This is a genomic window from Providencia sp. PROV150, from assembly GCF_028481025.1.
Lineage (GTDB): Bacteria > Pseudomonadota > Gammaproteobacteria > Enterobacterales > Enterobacteriaceae > Providencia > Providencia hangzhouensis.
Genome location: NZ_JAMPPJ010000014.1, coordinates 1 through 16,067, shown reverse-complemented (window position 1 = coordinate 16,067; position 16,067 = coordinate 1). Strand labels below are relative to the sequence as shown.

Genomic DNA, 16,067 nt, shown 5'->3' with positions numbered 1-16,067 from the left:
AATGTGTATTTAGGCGGCTATATCTCTGAGTACTCCACCAAAGCGGCGATAATAAGCGCTGGATGGCTGAGGTAGTTCGCCAACCGTCGTTTCGCACTGTTCAGAAACATATTGGGTTGCCGCTTGATCAATGCGTTGATAAATATTGGTGCAAAGATGGCGAGCAATATGGCCTTCCCATTGTGTAGGAAGGAGTTCATCAGGTAATAACGGGTCTTTAAGCGTGACACGGCGGTAGAAGTGGATCAGTAACAAACGTAGCTGAAAGCAGTGTTCAGGGGAGATCTGTGCGTCAGTATTTTCTTTAAGGAGTAGTGCAAGTGGCCTAAATAAGGAAATAAACTGATGGTAATGCTCTGAAATTTCTTGCAAAGACCAAGCGTGTGAAACCAGTTCTTTGAGGTTTTTTTCTGAGCGGCTATAGGGGTAATCGGCATGAAAATAAATGGCATTTTCCGTGGCATTGAGCTCATTAAGTAGTGTCGGTACATCACTTTGCGCACAGCTTGGTGCCGCCATGAGTGACGTGTTAAATTGCCCGAAACCGAGCCAACTCAGTTCCTTTTTTAGCCTAATTTTTTCGTCTTTATCAGCCGCTTCGAGGAGTAGTAAATCCCACTTTCCATCCCAATCAGGCTGCCCTGCGAGGTAAATTTTATTTTCTGCTCGGCGAAACCGACTTTGCCCACGCTCAGAAATGCGGTAATAGCTGCGACGGCCGATTTTTTCTACATCGAGCCAACCTTCTTTTTGTAAACGGAAAACGGAGGTTCGAACAAAGCGGTCAGTAAAGCCCATCGGTTCTAACAGCTTAGTTAAGCTTCCTAGCCACACTTCACCACCACGATGGTGCAAAGCATCACCATAGAGTGAGCTAATTAGAGACGTACCACTAATGGGCTGGCTTGCTATTGCATGTTGTATGAATTGGCTAAGTTTATTTTCCATTTATATTTCATCTATAAAATTTATGTATCAGAAGGCTTACTGAATAGTAGACATAAATTTAAAGGTTGTCTTCCATTACCTGTTTTGAACACTTTCTCAGAGATTAAGGCATATCAGAGTAGTTCATCTCAATATGCCTTAATAATTTGAATTAAATCGCAATTCTAGTATCAATTACTCGTTCGGCTTTGCCTTGAGAACGAGGGATATCGCCGCAATTGACAATACTAATACGGGTGCTAATGCCAACCATGGATTTGATTCGGTGCTTTAAATGGTGGCAGATATTACAGCGTTCATCATAAGTGAGTTGTTCAGGGTGTTTGAGCTCAACACGGACAGATAAGTTGTCCATATTGCCTTGGCGACCAATCTCTAACTGATAGTGGGGAGAAAGCTCCTTAAACTGCATAATTTGTTCTTCAATCTGAGAAGGGAACACATTTACGCCGCGAATAATCATCATGTCATCTGAACGACCGGTGATTTTACCAATTCGACGCATATTACGATTGACCCCCTGCATAAGGTGGGTGAGGTCGCGAGTTCGGTAACGAATCACAGGCATAGCTTCCTTTGTCAGGGTAGTAAACACTAACTCACCATGTTCACCCGCCCCCAAGGTTTTTAAGGTATTGGGGGAAATAATTTCGGGATAAAAATGGTCTTCCCAGATAGTTGGGCCACTCTCTCCTGAGTCTGCACACTCCATAGCGACACCAGGCCCCATGACTTCAGATAAACCGTAAATGTCTAACGCTTTGATACCAAGGCGGGTTTCAATTTCTGTTCTGAGAGATTCTGTCCAAGGTTCAGCGCCAAAGACACCTAATCTAAGTGAGCACTTACTAGCATCTCCGCCCATGATTTTCTCAAGTTCATCAATAATACTTAAGCAGTACGATGGAGTTACCATGATCACATCGGGTTTGAAATCCGCGATTAGTTGCGCTTGTTTTTCAGTTTGCCCACCAGACATAGGAATAACTGCGGCTCCTAGGCGCTCCGCACCATAGTGGGCACCTAGGCCTCCGGTGAATAAACCATAGCCGTAAGCAACATGGACTTTATCGCCTCGGACAGTGCCTGCTGAACGTAAACTACGTGCGATCAGGTCAGCCCAGTTATCGATATCTCGTTGGGTGTAACCCACCACCGTTGGGCGGCCAGTCGTTCCCGAAGAGGCGTGAATACGGATGATTTGGTCCATTGGCACGGCAAAGGTGCTAAATGGGTAGTTTTCACGTAAATCCTGTTTGGTCGTGTAAGGGAATTTTTCGATATCACTCAGTTGTTTGAAATCGTCAGGGTGTACACCCGCATCATCGAATTTCTTTCGATACATGGGGACGTTTTCATAGGCGTGAGTGAGTGTCCACTTCATTCTAGAGTACTGTAAAGACTCGATCTCATCCCGCGATGCAAATTCAATTGGGTCGATGCTATCTTGTATATTGCTCATAATTGCCTGTCCTCATAATTATTATGTTCACCAGTTCACGTGAATAAATGACGTTTCTGGTATTTGCCTGAGCAGGTGTCGGGTTTTCAGGCTGTTTTTATTTGTATTAAGACGTTGTTCAGACTCGTTCAATAATCATTGCTATGCCTTGGCCAACACCGATACACATGGTGCATAATGCATAACGCCCCTGCTTGCGGTGCAGCTCATTGATAGCGGCAATAACAAGCCTTGCTCCACTCATTCCAAGTGGATGGCCTAACGAAATGGCTCCCCCGTTAGGGTTAACGTGTGAGGCATCATCAGGTAAACCAAGCCCCCTTAAAACGGCGAGTGCTTGAGCGGCAAAGGCTTCGTTTAGTTCAATAACATCCATTTGTTCGATGGTGAGCCCTGCCATTTTTAATACTTTTTGCGAGGCAGGAAGTGGACCGATCCCCATCAATCTTGGCTCAACGCCGCAAGTGGCTGTAGCGATGATACGAGCCCGTGGTGTTAGCCCTTGCTGCTTGGCAATAGTGCCGGATGCGATAATCAGTGCGGCAGCTCCATCATTAACACCAGAAGCATTACCTGCCGTTACAGTCCCGTTATCGCGAAACGGGGTTTTTAGTTTTTGTAATTGTTCAAATGTCGTTTCTGCTCTTGGATGTTCGTCTTCACTGACGACGTATTCATTTTGACGTTGTTTAACCGTGACAGGGATGATTTCTTGCGCAAAAATACCGTTAACTTTTGCAGTTTCAGTACGCTGTTGACTGCGTAATGCAAAAGCATCTTGGTCTTCACGGCTAATTTGGTAGGTTTCAGCCACATTTTCCGCAGTTTCTGGCATCGAATCTGTGGAAAACTGTTGTTCCATCAGCGGGTTGATAAAGCGCCAGCCAATAGTGGTATCAAATACTTGCGCTTGGCGTGAGAATGCAGATTCTTGTTTGCCCATGACAAACGGCGCTCGGCTCATGGACTCGACGCCTCCGGCAATCATGAGCCCGGACTCACCAGATTTGATACTTCTTGCCGCTAATGCAATGGCATCTAGCCCAGAACCACATAGGCGGTTAATGGTGGTACCAGAAACTGAAACAGGGAGCCCGGATAACAGTCCTGCCATGCGAGCTACATTACGGTTGTCTTCTCCTGCTTGGTTTGCGCAACCTAAAATGATGTCGTCAGTTAATGACCAATCGAGTTGCGGGTGCCTTTCCATTAAGGCTTTTAATGGTACTGTGGCAAGGTCATCAGGACGTAATGGTGATAAAGCGCCACCGTAGCGGCCAATTGGGGTGCGGACACCATCACAAATAAACGCATCTATCATGATTGTTCTCCTGTTAAACGATGGCCTAACCGATGAGAGCGACCGTGAAATAGAGCGAGTGTTTTGCCATCTTGGTTAGTTATCTCGACTTCATATAAGCCGTTACGTTTGCCTTGGTGTTTCATCGTGGCAGTGGCAGTCAGTAAGTCACCTTCAAAACCGGGACGAATAAAATCAATGGAACACATTGAGGCAACAGCGGCATGCCCTTGGCTATTACAGGCGTAGGCAAATGCAGTGTCGGCAAGGCTAAATAATTGCCCGCCGTGGCAGGTTTTATGGCCGTTAAGCATTTGTGCTGTGATAGGCATCTTCAATTGCGCAAAGCCTTCTTCGACTTTTTCAATGGACATACCCATAGCTTTTGCACATGCATCATCACGGTACATAATGTGAGCTGATTGCTGGGCCAGTGTATCGTTTGGCAGTGAAATCATGGTTGCTCCTTGAAAGATAAAGATTGATAACCGGCTGCTAATTGCCTTAAAAGTGGGTTTGGCCGATAACGGCTGTCGCCATAAAACTGTGCTAAATTTTCAAGTACGGACAGCACGCGTTGCCAGCCAAGTTGCATCCCCCAAGCGAGTGGGCCTTTGGGGTAATTCACACCAAAACACATGGCATTATCGGTATCTAACGCAGTTGCTATTCTCTTATTGACGATATCTAATGCCTCATTGCACAACATCGCGACCGTTCTCATGGTTAACAGCGCAGGGTAGTCTGGTAATACAATCACGTGTTTGCCTAATGATTGAAAAAATGCGATTGCTTGTTGGTTTTGCTGCGTATTATTTTGTGCTGCACAGCTTATCGTGATGGCTTTTGCTGTAAGGTAATTTGCTGACAAATCAAAATGTACGACCGCTTGTTTTTGTATTTGCGCATGTGATGACGCCAATTCACCATTCGTTAACATAATAATAACGTCATTAACAATAAGTGTTGGGAATTGTTCGGAATGTTGTGTGAATCCTTCGAGAGAGATCCCATTTTCAATTAAAAGCTGCGCAAACTCAGGAAATATCTGCCAATCGCCATGAGCTTTTATGTTTAGAGGCTGGTCAAGGTGAATTTTTTCTGCGACTAAAGGTAAAGGCTGGGGTTTATTATCATCATAATGATAAAATCCTTGCTTCGATTTACGGCCTAAATGACCCGCTTGAACTAATTCCAATTGCATTAATGAGGTTTGAAAGCGTGGGTCATACCCAAAGGCCTGAAATACCGATTCAGTCACCGCATAGTTCACATCATGACCAATTAAATCTGTTAGTTGTAATGGCCCCATAGCGAAACCACCGGCGTCACGTATGGCGCTGTCTAATGTGGCAGGGGACGCAATTTGTTCTTCAAGGGCACGCATTGTTTCTGCGTAGAAAGGCCGAGCCACACGGTTGACAATAAAACCAGGAGTGGAACGGCAAATCACAGGCACTTTTCCAAATGATAGCGTCAATTCTTTTAGCTGTTTTATCACCGTATCTGATGTTTCTAGCCCGCGGATCACTTCAACCAATTTCATCACGGGAGCGGGATTAAAAAAGTGTAATCCTGCAAGACGTTCTGGATGAGTTAATTGTCTACCGATTGCGGTAATTGATAACGATGAAGTATTACTAGCAAAAATGGTTTTTTCGTTACAAATGCCTTCAAGTTCACTGAAAATGGTTTGCTTTACCTCAAGTTTTTCAGCAACAGCTTCTATTACCAATTGTGCTTCTGAGAGCTCAGGTAAACTTTGCGCAACGCTAATGCAGTTAAGCAGTTCTTTTGTTGCTACAGCTTGGGCTTTTCCTTGCTCCACGCGCTTATTGAGCCGTTGAGTCATTTCGGTAAGGGAGTGACGTAAAACCTCTTGGTTAACATCAAACAACAAGACACGTAAACCCGCGCTCGCGGCAACTTGCGCAATACCAATACCCATAGTGCCTGCGCCAATAACGGCGACGGTATTGATGGCTAAATTCAAAGGTAAGGTCATGATTATCTTCCTTTAAACTGTGGTTCACGTTTATTTAAAAAAGCACTAACTCCTTCGCGATAATCTTCACTTCTCCCGCCAAGGCGCTGTAAGTCGCGCTCAAGGTTGAGTTGCTCATCAAGAGTGTTAGTTGCCGCGGCATAAATGGCTTTTTTGATAAGCCCTAAGCCATAAGTGGGTTGGGTCGCAAGGTGTTGCGCAAGCTGTTGAGTGGTATTAGTGAGTTCTTCATTTTCAGTGACTTGCCAAATCATTCCCCACTGTAATGCTTGCTCCGCACTTATTTTATCGCCTAATAATGCCATCCCCATTGCCCGTGCATGGCCGACTAATTGAGGTAAAAACCAACTCCCCCCTGAGTCAGGAACCAAGCCAAGGCGGCAAAAAGATTGAATAAAACTGGCACTTTTTGCGGCAATGACAATATCACCAGCGAGTGCAATGGCGGCGCCTGCACCCGCTGCAACACCATTGACCGCGCAAATAATTGGTTTTGGTAATGCGGTTAGGCGACGGATCAAGGGGTTATAATAAGTTTCAACAGAGAAACCGAGATCAGGAACTTCACTACCCACGCTCACATTGCGATCATTCAGATCTTGTCCGGCACAAAATCCACGGCCTGCGCCAGTGATCACTAAACAGCGTACGGTTTCATCGCGTTCTGCTATTTTGATTGCTTCACTGAGCTGACGATGCATTTCATCGTTAAAACTATTCAGCCTATCGGGGCGGTTGAGAATGACGGTGAGAACCCCATTTTCTAAAGTAGTGAGGATCATTGCTTCATTGGTCATGATTATTGTCCTGTAAACTGGGGTTTTCGTTTTTCGAAGAATGCCTCGATCCCTTCACGTCGATCGTTGGTACCCGCTAAAGTCACAAAATATTGGCGCTCAAGCTGTAACCCCTCAGTAAGGTGGTTTTCTTGAGAATGCACCAGTGATGCTTTCGCGGCTTGTACGGCTAAAGGTGCATGCATCGCGATGCGCTCTGCCAGTTTTTGGGCGCGTTCTACCACCAATTCATCCACACAAATCTCACTGATTAACCCTGCTTGCAACGCGTGTTTTGCACTGATTGGTTCACCCGTTAGTACCATTTGCATGGCGAGGGATTTGCCCACCGCGCGAATTAAACGCTGCGTTCCTCCCGCGCCTGGCATTAAACCCAGAGTAATTTCGGGTAAGCCGAAGCGAGCGGACTCACCGGCTATAACGATGTCGCTGGCGAGTAATAATTCAAAACCTGCCCCTAGTGCATAACCATTCGCAGCACTAATAATAGGTTTTGATATTATGGATAACCTGCGCCAAACTTGTGGGCGTTTATCGGTGATCGCATTTGCAACGGTTTGTTGCTGTAGTTCTTTAAGGTCGGCACCGGCTGCGAAAAAACGCGGATTTCCGGTGATTACAATCGCACCGACCTCATCATTTATTTGTGCTTGTTCGAGGTGCTGAACGAGCAACTCTAAGCAGGCGGTGTTCAGGGCATTACGCACTTCAGGTCGGTTTAACGTGAGTGTCAAAACGCGGTTATGTTGTTGTGACAAAATCCAGTGGTTTTCCATTACAGCTCCTACACGTCAAAGTCTAAAACAACACCATCGCCTTTTGGCCACGCTTGGCAGCTAAGAATGTACCCCGCAGCGATTTGGTCGGGCTCGAGGCTGTAATTGACCCCCATTTCCACTTCACCAGAGCGCAATTTACATTTGCAGGTTGCGCAAACGCCCCCTTTACAGGCGTAGGGCAAATCCGCACCTTGGCGCAGTGCGGCATCCAAAATACTGTCGTCTTGGCTATCCATGGCGATATCCATCGTTCTGCCATCAAGGTGAATACTGACTTGACGTGTTTCGCTAGTTATAGCTGTTGCGGGTTTGAATTTAGCGCCTGAAGTATTGAAACGCTCGGTGTGAACATATTCCTTTGGCATGCCATAGCCGACTAAAGTGTCATGCACCTCATCCATCATGCTGTCGGGCCCACAAATAAACGCCCGATCAAATTGTTTAAAATTTAATAAGGTGTTATTTAAGGCGCTGAGCTGTTGTTGGCTAATCCTGCCGCTGAGTAGTTCGCTATCTTGCTGTTCTTGGCTGAATAGGTAGAGAACTTGGAAACGTGTTGCAAAACGGTTTTTTAGGTCTGCGATGCTTTCTTTAAACATCACTGAGCGGCTATTTCGATTACCATAAATCAACACAAAACTGCTTTTGGGTTCAGTTTGTAATGTGGCTTTAATAATGGAGAGCAATGGTGTGATCCCAGAGCCAGCAGCGACGGCAAGATAGTGTGCGTGGTTATCTGCTTCTGGCTGATAGCCAAATTGCCCTTGCGGAACCATCACATCAAGGCTATCGCCAACTTGTAGCTCTTGGTTAACGAAATTAGAGAAACGCCCCTCGTAAATGGCTTTCACCCCAATTTTTAGCGTGTTTTCATCCGGTGAGCTGCAAATGGAATAACAGCGACGTAGGTTTTCACCATTAATAGAGGCTTTTAATGTGAGGTGTTGCCCCGGGCGGTAATGATATTGCTCTCGTAATGCATCGGGTACGTTAAAAGTAATAGCGACAGCATCAGGGGTGTCACGCTCAATGGCAGCAATACTTAAACGATGAAATACAGTCATATAGGTGCCCCTAAATACATTTAAAGTAATCAAACGGTTCTAAGCATTCAGTGCATCGATACAATGCCTTGCATGCAGTGGAACCAAATTCACTAATTTTTTCGGTCTGCTCGCTGTCACAACGTGGGCAACGAACCGCACCTTTGTGTTCTGGGTGCTCGCAGGACGTACCTTGTGGTGGTGCGATACCGAATTCACGCAAGCGTCTTTTTGCATCTTGGTTCATCCAATCTGTTGTCCACGCAGGGGTTAACAGAATTTCGATATCGATATTTGGAAAACCCGCATTACCTAGAACAGTTTTAATTTCATTGAGTAAAAATTCAGTTGCTGGGCAACCTGAATAGGTAGGTGTAAAAATAACTTTCCAACCCTGAGCCGCAGGTAGCACATTGCGGATCATGCCAAGATCAGTAATAGAGAGTGCGGGTAGTTCAGGATCGGGTATTTGGTGGAGCTGTTGCCAGATCTGGTGAACTTGGGGCGATTGAAGTTCGCAATGTTGCAGTCTCTGTTCCATAGCATCACCACTGGCAGTTCGGGTAAGCGCGTTGCACAAACTGCAATTGTGTTAATAACAAGCCCAAATGTTCAGTATGGCTGCCTTGTTTGCCGCCTAAGCGATATGCTTTTTTCTCCGGCACAGTGAGGGTCGCTTCAGTGAATGTTTCGTTAATGGTGTTTAACCATGCGGCTTGTAAAGAACGTGGGTCAACGGCGATGTCTAATTCGCTAAGTGCGATTTCAACGTCATCAGCATGGAAAAGTTCGCCAGTAAAACGCCATAACTCATTGACTGAACGTTGGATTCGTTGATGACTTTCTTCACTGCCATCCCCTAAACGGATCATCCAACCGCGGCTAAAACGCAAGTGATAAACGGCTTCTTTGAGGGATTTCTCAGCAATGGCAGACAGTTGTTCATCACAGCTATGAATTAGCGCTTCATATAATGGAACATGATAAGCATCCATAAAAAATTGGCGCACTAAAGTGTCATCAAAGCCATTGTTGGGTTGTTCAACCAATAATAAATTGCTGAATTCTCGTTCATCACGCAAAAAAGCAAGGGTGTCTTCATCGCACTCAGTTCCTTTTAATTGCGCGGCATAGTTCAAAAAGTTACGCGCTTGCCCTAGCAAATCTAAGCCGATATTGGATAACGCAAGGTCAATTTCGAGCTCAGGGGCATGGCCACACCATTCGCACAGGCGCTGCGCTAAAATTAAGGGGGTATCGCCAAGTCGTAATGTGTAATGGTGGAGCTGTTCTTGTTGGTTCATGGCAAGCTCCTTACATGTTTTTGATACCATCAGGGATGGTATAGAAGGTTGGGTGACGATAGACTTTGGTATCCGCAGGGTCGAAGAAGGTGCTTTTATCTTCGGGCTGTGAGGCAATTAAATGTGCGGCCTTCACCACCCAAATTGAGCAGCCTTCGCTACGCCTTGTATATGCATCGCGGGCATTCTCCAGTGCCATTTGGTCATCAGCCGCATGTAAACTGCCGACATGACGATGCGCAAGCCCTTGCTTACTACGGACAAAAACTTCATATAAAGGCCAATCTTGATTGCTCATGGTGTTTTCCTTTTTGTAAAATGGTCAGTGATTAAGCCGCCGTTTTAACGGATTTTTGTTTGCGGCTATGTGCCATTGCACCTTCACGTACCCATGCGCCGTCTTCCCACCCTTTGCGCTTAGCGCTAAGGCGCTCGTGATTACAAATGCCATTGCCTTTAATAACTTGATAAAACTCTTCCCAGTCGATTTCACCAAAGCGGTAATGACCAAGTTCTTCATCCCAAACCAGATCAGGGTCAGGGATCGTCATACCTAACGCTTCCACTTGCGGAACGGTGTTATCAACAAACTTTTGCCGTAGCTCATCATTACTGAAGCGTTTGATTTTCCAAGCCATGCTTTGAGCGCTGTGCGGGGAGTCCGAATCATTGGGGCCGAACATCGTGAGAACGGGCCACCAAAAGCGGTTTATCGCATCTTGCAGCATCGCTTTTTGCTCATCGGTGCCTTCTGCAAGTGCCATAACAGCTTCATAACCTTGGCGTTGGTGAAAACTTTCTTCTTTACAAATTTTCACCATTGCTCGTGCATAAGGGCCATAAGAGGCACGGCACAATGCAACTTGGTTCACAATTGCCGCACCATCGACAAGCCATCCAATCACTCCTATGTCTGCCCAACTTAATGTCGGGTAGTTAAAAATGGAGGAATATTTCATTTTTTCATCAAGTAACTTTTGGTAGATATCTTGACGAGAGCAACCGAGAGTTTCGGCAGCGCTATACAGGTATAAACCATGACCTGCTTCATCTTGAATTTTGGCCAGTAAAATCGCTTTACGGCGGAGTGTTGGGGCTCGAGTCAGCCAATTCGCTTCTGGTAGCATGCCGACGACTTCTGAATGGGCATGCTGACCAATTTGGCGGATAAGATTTTGCCGATACGCATCGGGCATCCAGTCCTTGGGCTCGATGGAAATATCTGCTTCGATTTTGGCTTCGAAGTTAGCCTGATTATGCTCGCTCATTGATCTTTCCATTAAGTGATTCGTTAATGTTATTTTTTATTAAAATAGTGAATCATGTTTATTTAACATCAATGCTAGGAATTGTTAACATAAAGATCAATATTCATTAACCTTGTTTTGCGATGTACTTCACAATCAATAAGTAAAATTAAAGAAAAAACAATTAGTTAAATTTATTGCTTTTTGTGTGGTTTTAATGGAAATAGGCATTTTATATAAAATCGTTCTTAATTTGTTAAATTTAAATTAGCTTCTATGATTATTTTTATGATACATATTTGTCATCTGATTTGAATTGATGTTTTTTATTTCTGGAGAGGAATATGCAGCATTTAACAAGTTACATTATGGGAAAATGGGTACAAGGTGAGGGCGAAGGGCGAAAAATTCACCATGCGCTAACGAATGAAACCTTATATACGGTGACGACTGAAGGGTTGCCGTTAGCAGAAAGTTTGCAATATGGCCGCCAAGTGGGGGGCGAAATATTGTCAGCGATGACATTCCAGCAACGCGGGCAAATGCTTAAGGCCCTAGCAAAATACCTACTGGAACATAAAGCGCAGTTATATGCGATTTCGGCACAAACTGGCGCAACCAAAGCGGATAGCTGGGTGGATATTGAAGGGGGAATTGCCACATTGTTTTCTTATTCGGGGCTCGCTAACCGTGAGCTACCAGATGACACGATTTGGCCTGAAGATGAAATGATCCCGTTATCAAAACAAGGGCAATTTATTGGCCATCATATTTTAACATCTCGCCGTGGCGTTGCCCTGCACATTAATGCATTTAACTTCCCGTGCTGGGGTATGTTAGAAAAACTGGCTCCAACATGGCTTGCTGGCATGCCTGCTATTATCAAACCAGCAACCGCCTCAGCACAGTTAACACAGGCGATGGTGAAGTTAATGGTGGATAGCGGCCTGGTACCTGATGGCGCAATTCAACTGGTTTGCGGTGGTGTTGGCGATATGTTTGAACACCTCGATTTTGAAGATGTGGTGACTTTTACAGGGTCGGCTAGTACAGGGCAAAAACTAAAATCGCATCCATGTATCATTGCCAAATCAGTGCCTTTTACAATGGAAGCGGATTCACTGAATTGTGCAATTTTAGGTGATGACATCCAGCCAGAACAGCCTGAATTTACTTTATTTATTAAAGAAGTCGTTCGTGAAATGACAGCGAAAGCGGGACAGAAGTGTACCGCGATTCGTCGCATTATTGTGCCGAAAAACCAGCTCGAAAATGTGAAGCAGGCATTATTGAAACGTTTATCTGCCACAACAGTGGGCGATCCTGCGGTGGAAGGGGTTAGAATGGGCGCATTGATTAACTTAGAACAGCGCCAAGACGTACAAGAAAAGGTGAATTATTTACGTGACCATGGCTGTGAAGTCCTATGTGGTGGGCAATTCGAAAAGCTGGATGTTATTGGAGCAGATAGCCAGTACGGGGCTTTCTATCCACCAACGTTGTTGTATTGTGCAGAGCCTTTTAATTCGACTGCGGTACATGAAATTGAAGCTTTTGGCCCTGTCGCCACATTAATGAGCTATGACAATATCGAACAGGCGGTGCAGTTGGCGATTTTAGGTGGAGGTAGTCTTGCGGGGACGTTAGTCACTGCTGATGCACAAGTCGCGCAAACGGTCATTCGTGCGAGTGCGCGGGCACATGGGCGGATGCTAATTTTAAACGAAGCATCCGCCGCGGAGTCTACAGGCCACGGTTCTCCGCTTCCGTTACTGGTACACGGCGGCCCAGGTCGTGCAGGTGGTAGTGAGGAGCTCGGTGGGTTGAGAGCTGTCAAACACTATATGCAGCGTACTGCCATCCAAGGTAGCCCTTCGATGCTAACAGCCATTACCAAGCAATGGATTCGCGGGGCAGACACTATCGCTGATGTGGTTCATCCATTCCGTAAGCATTTTGAAGACTTAGCGATTGGCGACACATTACTGACTGCAAGGCGTACCGTTACAGAGGCCGATATTGCTAATTTTGCTTGTCTCAGCGGTGATAATTTTTATGTTCACGTCGATAAAATTGGCGCAGCACAGTCGTTATTTGGTGAACGAATTGCGCACGGCTATTTTGTCGTTTCAGCAGCCGCAGGGTTATTTGTTGATGCAGGTGTTGGGCCCGTAATCGCCAATTATGGCATGGAAAGTTTGCGTTTTATTGAACCAGTGAAAATCGGAGACACCATACAAGTTCGCCTAACGTGCAAGAAAAAGATCAAAAAAACGCAAAAACTTGCTGAAGATAAACCCAATGGTGTTGTTGAATGGGATGTGCAAGTGTTTAATCAGGATGATACCGTTGTGGCGTTGTACAGTATTTTAACGCTGGTGGAGCGTCGTGTAGGTGATTTTCATTAGTCATTATACGATATGAATTAATTATTGAGCTAATAGGTGCATTTTCAATCATTTTCTGTTGTGATGAGTTACTAGCAACTGAATGTAGGGAAACAAAGATGAAAACGCACCATCAAGCGGTTTATCAACAATTTGACCAGCAAGCAAACTCGTATTTAACCAGCCAAGTTCATGCACAAGGTGAGGACTTACTTGTTTTGCAACAATTGCTACAATGCTGTCAGGGCGAGGACGTGCTTGACCTTGGCTGTGGAGCAGGGCATGCCAGTTTCCATGCAGCGCCGTTGGTGAAGTCAGTGACGGCTTATGATTTATCGGACTCAATGCTCAATGTTGTGGCTAAAAATGCACAAGAACGTGAATTAAACAATATCACTACCTGCAAAGGGACTGCGGAGTCTCTACCGTTTGATGACAATTGTTTTGACCGAGTGATTAGCCGTTATTCAGCACACCATTGGCACGATGTGGAACAAGCGCTACGTGAGGTGCGCCGAGTGCTCAAAGCGGGTGGAAAAGGCATCTTTATTGATGTGGTATCACCGGGGCATCCATTATTGGATATTTACTTACAAACTGTCGAAGTGCTTCGGGATACTTCACACATTCGTGATTATTCCGCTGGAGAATGGTCTGGTATGTTTAATAATGCAGGGCTATTTGTTCAACGAGTACAAAGTTTCCGTTTAGCGCTGGAATTTACCAGTTGGGTCGAACGGATGCGTACACCAAAGGCACTCGTTGAGGCTATCCGCCACTACCAAGGAACATTAAGTGATGAGGTAAAAAGCCACTTTGCAGTACAAGCAGATGGCTCATTTACCTCAGATGTGATGTTGTTTGAATTTCAGTACCAATAGCTATTTATTGCGCTAAAAATTATTGCGCTAAAAACTGCGCTTGGTTTAATTGGCTAAGCGCGTTATTTACCGCAAAAATTTCACCGCGAACATCAGGAACACCAAAGGATTTTAATCGTGCGCTGTGTTTGGTGAGGTAAGCTTGTGCATCAGCTTCTGAAGCAAACAAATACACACCACCTGCCTTTTGTGTTTGTTGGTTTTCAGTCCAAATCTTCCAAATAAAGCCCGGCTCTTGGTTAATTGATTCCGCCAAATCATTCATTGCGGATGCCATTTCATCACCCCATGGCCCCTGATACGGAAAATCAACTTGTAAAATAACGCTCATATCTGCTCCTTATGATTGAAGCGTTATAGTAGTTCTTAAAGCAAATAATAACTTTGCTATTTATCGTATTTTAAACGATTTATTGCTTCAAACTATTACGTTTACCTGCCTCAAACGCAGCCAAAGTCGCTAACCGAGCTTGTTTATGGTCAACAATCGGCTCTGGGTAATTAAGCGCAGTGTTGCTGATCACAGCCCATTCATGAGGTGTATGAATATATTTGTCGGGGACTTGCTGCAATTCGGGCAACCAATGGCGAATAAAAGCCCCTTGCGCATCAAACTTTTTCCCTTGAGTGGTTGGGTTAAAGATACGAAACCAAGGGGAGGCATCAACGCCAGTAGAGGCTGACCACTGCCAACCGCCGTTATTCGCGGCTAAGCTGCCATCAAGCAGTTGGCTCATAAAGTATTTTTCACCTTTGCGCCAATCAATCAGTAAGTCTTTGACTAAAAAACTAGCCACAATCATTCGTAGGCGGTTATGCATCCAACCTGTTGTATTTAGCTGGCGCATAGCGGCATCCACTATTGGGTAACCCGTTTGTCCCGTTTTCCATGCTGCAAAATCGGTTGAAGAATCATTCCAGTGAATATGTTGTGTCCACTGAATAAATGGCTGATGGCGACATAGGCGTGGAAATGCCACTAAAAGATGCGAATAAAATTCACGCCAGACTAACTCATTTAACCACGTGAACGCCCCACTATCAGGGTGATCTAACACTTGGGGGTTCTCTGCTTGTAATCGGTTGAAGCATTGGCGAGGGGATAGCACCCCCACCGCGAGATAAGGTGATAATTGGCTGGTACCATCAATAGAGGGAATATCTCTATCGTTTTGATAATCGCCGACTTTCAGGGAACAAAACTGCCTGAGTCGCGTTAAAGCCGATTTTTCACCGGCAGGAAATTGCTGGAAGTCTTCAATTGGCTGGTGCGGAAATAATGGCAAAGCCTTATCGATGTTGATAGCGGCCGCTCGTTTTTCTGGGGCTCGTAGTGAACGGCAATCTGTCACGGTAAGTTGGGTGAGGAAGGCTCGGCGAAAGGGAGTATAAACTTGATACATCTCCCCTTTTTGAGTCGTCACGGAGCCGGGTGGTAGTAATAAATAATCATCGAAAGCATGGATATGCAACCCATGAGGTTGATTGATTAACCACTCGTCTCGTTGTTTTTCGTTCCACTCATATTGCCGATTAAAAAACAAGGCATCCGCTTGCTGTGTCTTTGCGTAATCGAGTACCCATTGTGCCGCATCGGTGAAATGGTTAACGGTTTGGCAAACCAGTGGAATACCAAGCTCTGCGAGTGAATTCTGCAGTTCAACAAGATTCTGGTGAATGAATGAAATTTGCCGTTCAGCCATATCATGTTGTTGCCACTGCTTAGGGGTTGCCGTAAAAAGGGCGATTACCTTTGCATTTGGGTCTGCGCAGGCGGAGGAAAGTGCTTTGTTATCAGTGACCCGTAGATCATTACGAAACCAGATAAGATGACAAACTTGTTTGGCTGCCATCGTCTCCCTCCTTGGTTGAAGTTTTTGTTGAAATTAAAACAAAGAGCCGTTTTACCGGCTC

General features: G+C 45.3%; 16 protein-coding genes. 2 read left to right on the top strand and 14 right to left on the bottom strand.

Annotation, left to right across the window (positions count from 1 at the left end; all coding sequences use genetic code 11):
* Positions 1-9 precede the first annotated feature (9 nt).
* From paaX to paaA, 12 genes are all read right to left on the bottom strand, one after another.
* Entirely contained in the window at positions 10-948 is a 939-nt protein-coding gene (paaX, locus tag PSE83_RS11420) for a phenylacetic acid degradation operon negative regulatory protein PaaX (RefSeq protein WP_004262932.1), read from the bottom strand.
* A 151-nt stretch (positions 949-1,099) separates the two neighbouring features.
* Positions 1,100-2,410, bottom strand: coding sequence for a phenylacetate--CoA ligase PaaK (gene paaK / locus PSE83_RS11415; protein ID WP_094960845.1), 1,311 nt, complete (start codon positions 2,408-2,410; stop codon positions 1,100-1,102).
* A 118-nt stretch (positions 2,411-2,528) separates the two neighbouring features.
* Positions 2,529-3,731, bottom strand: coding sequence for a 3-oxoadipyl-CoA thiolase (gene pcaF / locus PSE83_RS11410; protein WP_004262928.1), 1,203 nt, complete (start codon positions 3,729-3,731; stop codon positions 2,529-2,531).
* A complete protein-coding gene (gene paaI / locus PSE83_RS11405; protein ID WP_004262926.1) occupies positions 3,728-4,168 on the bottom strand; it encodes a hydroxyphenylacetyl-CoA thioesterase PaaI in 441 nt (146 codons plus the stop codon). Before paaI ends, pcaF begins: the two co-directional genes overlap by 4 nt.
* Positions 4,165-5,715, bottom strand: coding sequence for a 3-hydroxyacyl-CoA dehydrogenase (locus tag PSE83_RS11400; protein ID WP_004262924.1), 1,551 nt, complete (start codon positions 5,713-5,715; stop codon positions 4,165-4,167). The genes paaI and PSE83_RS11400 overlap by 4 nt, the downstream gene beginning before the upstream one ends.
* A 2-nt stretch (positions 5,716-5,717) precedes the next feature.
* Complete coding sequence (paaG, locus tag PSE83_RS11395) at positions 5,718-6,512, bottom strand: 2-(1,2-epoxy-1,2-dihydrophenyl)acetyl-CoA isomerase PaaG (RefSeq protein WP_272660857.1); 795 nt, start codon at positions 6,510-6,512, stop codon at positions 5,718-5,720.
* A 2-nt stretch (positions 6,513-6,514) separates the two neighbouring features.
* Positions 6,515-7,288, bottom strand: a complete 774-nt coding sequence (paaF, locus tag PSE83_RS11390; protein ID WP_272660856.1) for a 2,3-dehydroadipyl-CoA hydratase PaaF — start codon at positions 7,286-7,288, stop codon at positions 6,515-6,517.
* Positions 7,289-7,296: 8 nt separating this feature from the next.
* A complete protein-coding gene (paaE, locus tag PSE83_RS11385; RefSeq protein ID WP_196724735.1) occupies positions 7,297-8,355 on the bottom strand; it encodes a 1,2-phenylacetyl-CoA epoxidase subunit PaaE in 1,059 nt (352 codons plus the stop codon).
* A gap of 10 nt (positions 8,356-8,365) precedes the next feature.
* Positions 8,366-8,875 (bottom strand): 1,2-phenylacetyl-CoA epoxidase subunit PaaD, encoded by a 510-nt coding sequence (paaD, locus tag PSE83_RS11380; RefSeq protein WP_004262915.1) that lies wholly within the window; start codon positions 8,873-8,875, stop codon positions 8,366-8,368.
* A 4-nt stretch (positions 8,876-8,879) separates the two neighbouring features.
* Positions 8,880-9,638 (bottom strand): 1,2-phenylacetyl-CoA epoxidase subunit PaaC, encoded by a 759-nt coding sequence (gene paaC, locus PSE83_RS11375; RefSeq protein WP_036958610.1) that lies wholly within the window; start codon positions 9,636-9,638, stop codon positions 8,880-8,882.
* 10 nt (positions 9,639-9,648) lie between these two features.
* The gene (paaB, locus tag PSE83_RS11370) at positions 9,649-9,936 is read right to left on the bottom strand and encodes a 1,2-phenylacetyl-CoA epoxidase subunit PaaB (RefSeq protein ID WP_004262911.1); all 288 of its coding nucleotides are present in this window, start codon (positions 9,934-9,936) and stop codon (positions 9,649-9,651) included.
* Between the two features lie 31 nt (positions 9,937-9,967).
* On the bottom strand, positions 9,968-10,906 hold the full coding sequence (gene paaA, locus PSE83_RS11365; RefSeq protein ID WP_036958609.1) for a 1,2-phenylacetyl-CoA epoxidase subunit PaaA: 939 nt from the start codon (positions 10,904-10,906) through the stop codon (positions 9,968-9,970).
* Between the two features lie 323 nt (positions 10,907-11,229).
* Here paaA and paaZ point away from each other — a divergent pair, with 323 nt between their 5' ends.
* Both paaZ and PSE83_RS11355 read left to right on the top strand, forming a co-directional pair.
* On the top strand, positions 11,230-13,293 hold the full coding sequence (gene paaZ / locus PSE83_RS11360) for a phenylacetic acid degradation bifunctional protein PaaZ (protein ID WP_272660855.1): 2,064 nt from the start codon (positions 11,230-11,232) through the stop codon (positions 13,291-13,293).
* A 50-nt stretch (positions 13,294-13,343) separates the two neighbouring features.
* Positions 13,344-14,153, top strand: a complete 810-nt coding sequence (locus PSE83_RS11355; RefSeq protein WP_272660867.1) for a class I SAM-dependent methyltransferase — start codon at positions 13,344-13,346, stop codon at positions 14,151-14,153.
* Between the two features lie 19 nt (positions 14,154-14,172).
* On the opposite strand, the gene PSE83_RS11350 is transcribed toward PSE83_RS11355, so the two are convergent.
* Positions 14,173-14,484 (bottom strand): monooxygenase, encoded by a 312-nt coding sequence (locus PSE83_RS11350; RefSeq protein ID WP_004262898.1) that lies wholly within the window; start codon positions 14,482-14,484, stop codon positions 14,173-14,175.
* Between the two features lie 79 nt (positions 14,485-14,563).
* Entirely contained in the window at positions 14,564-16,006 is a 1,443-nt protein-coding gene (gene phrB / locus PSE83_RS11345; RefSeq protein ID WP_004262896.1) for a deoxyribodipyrimidine photo-lyase, read from the bottom strand.
* Positions 16,007-16,067: the final 61 nt, after the last annotated feature.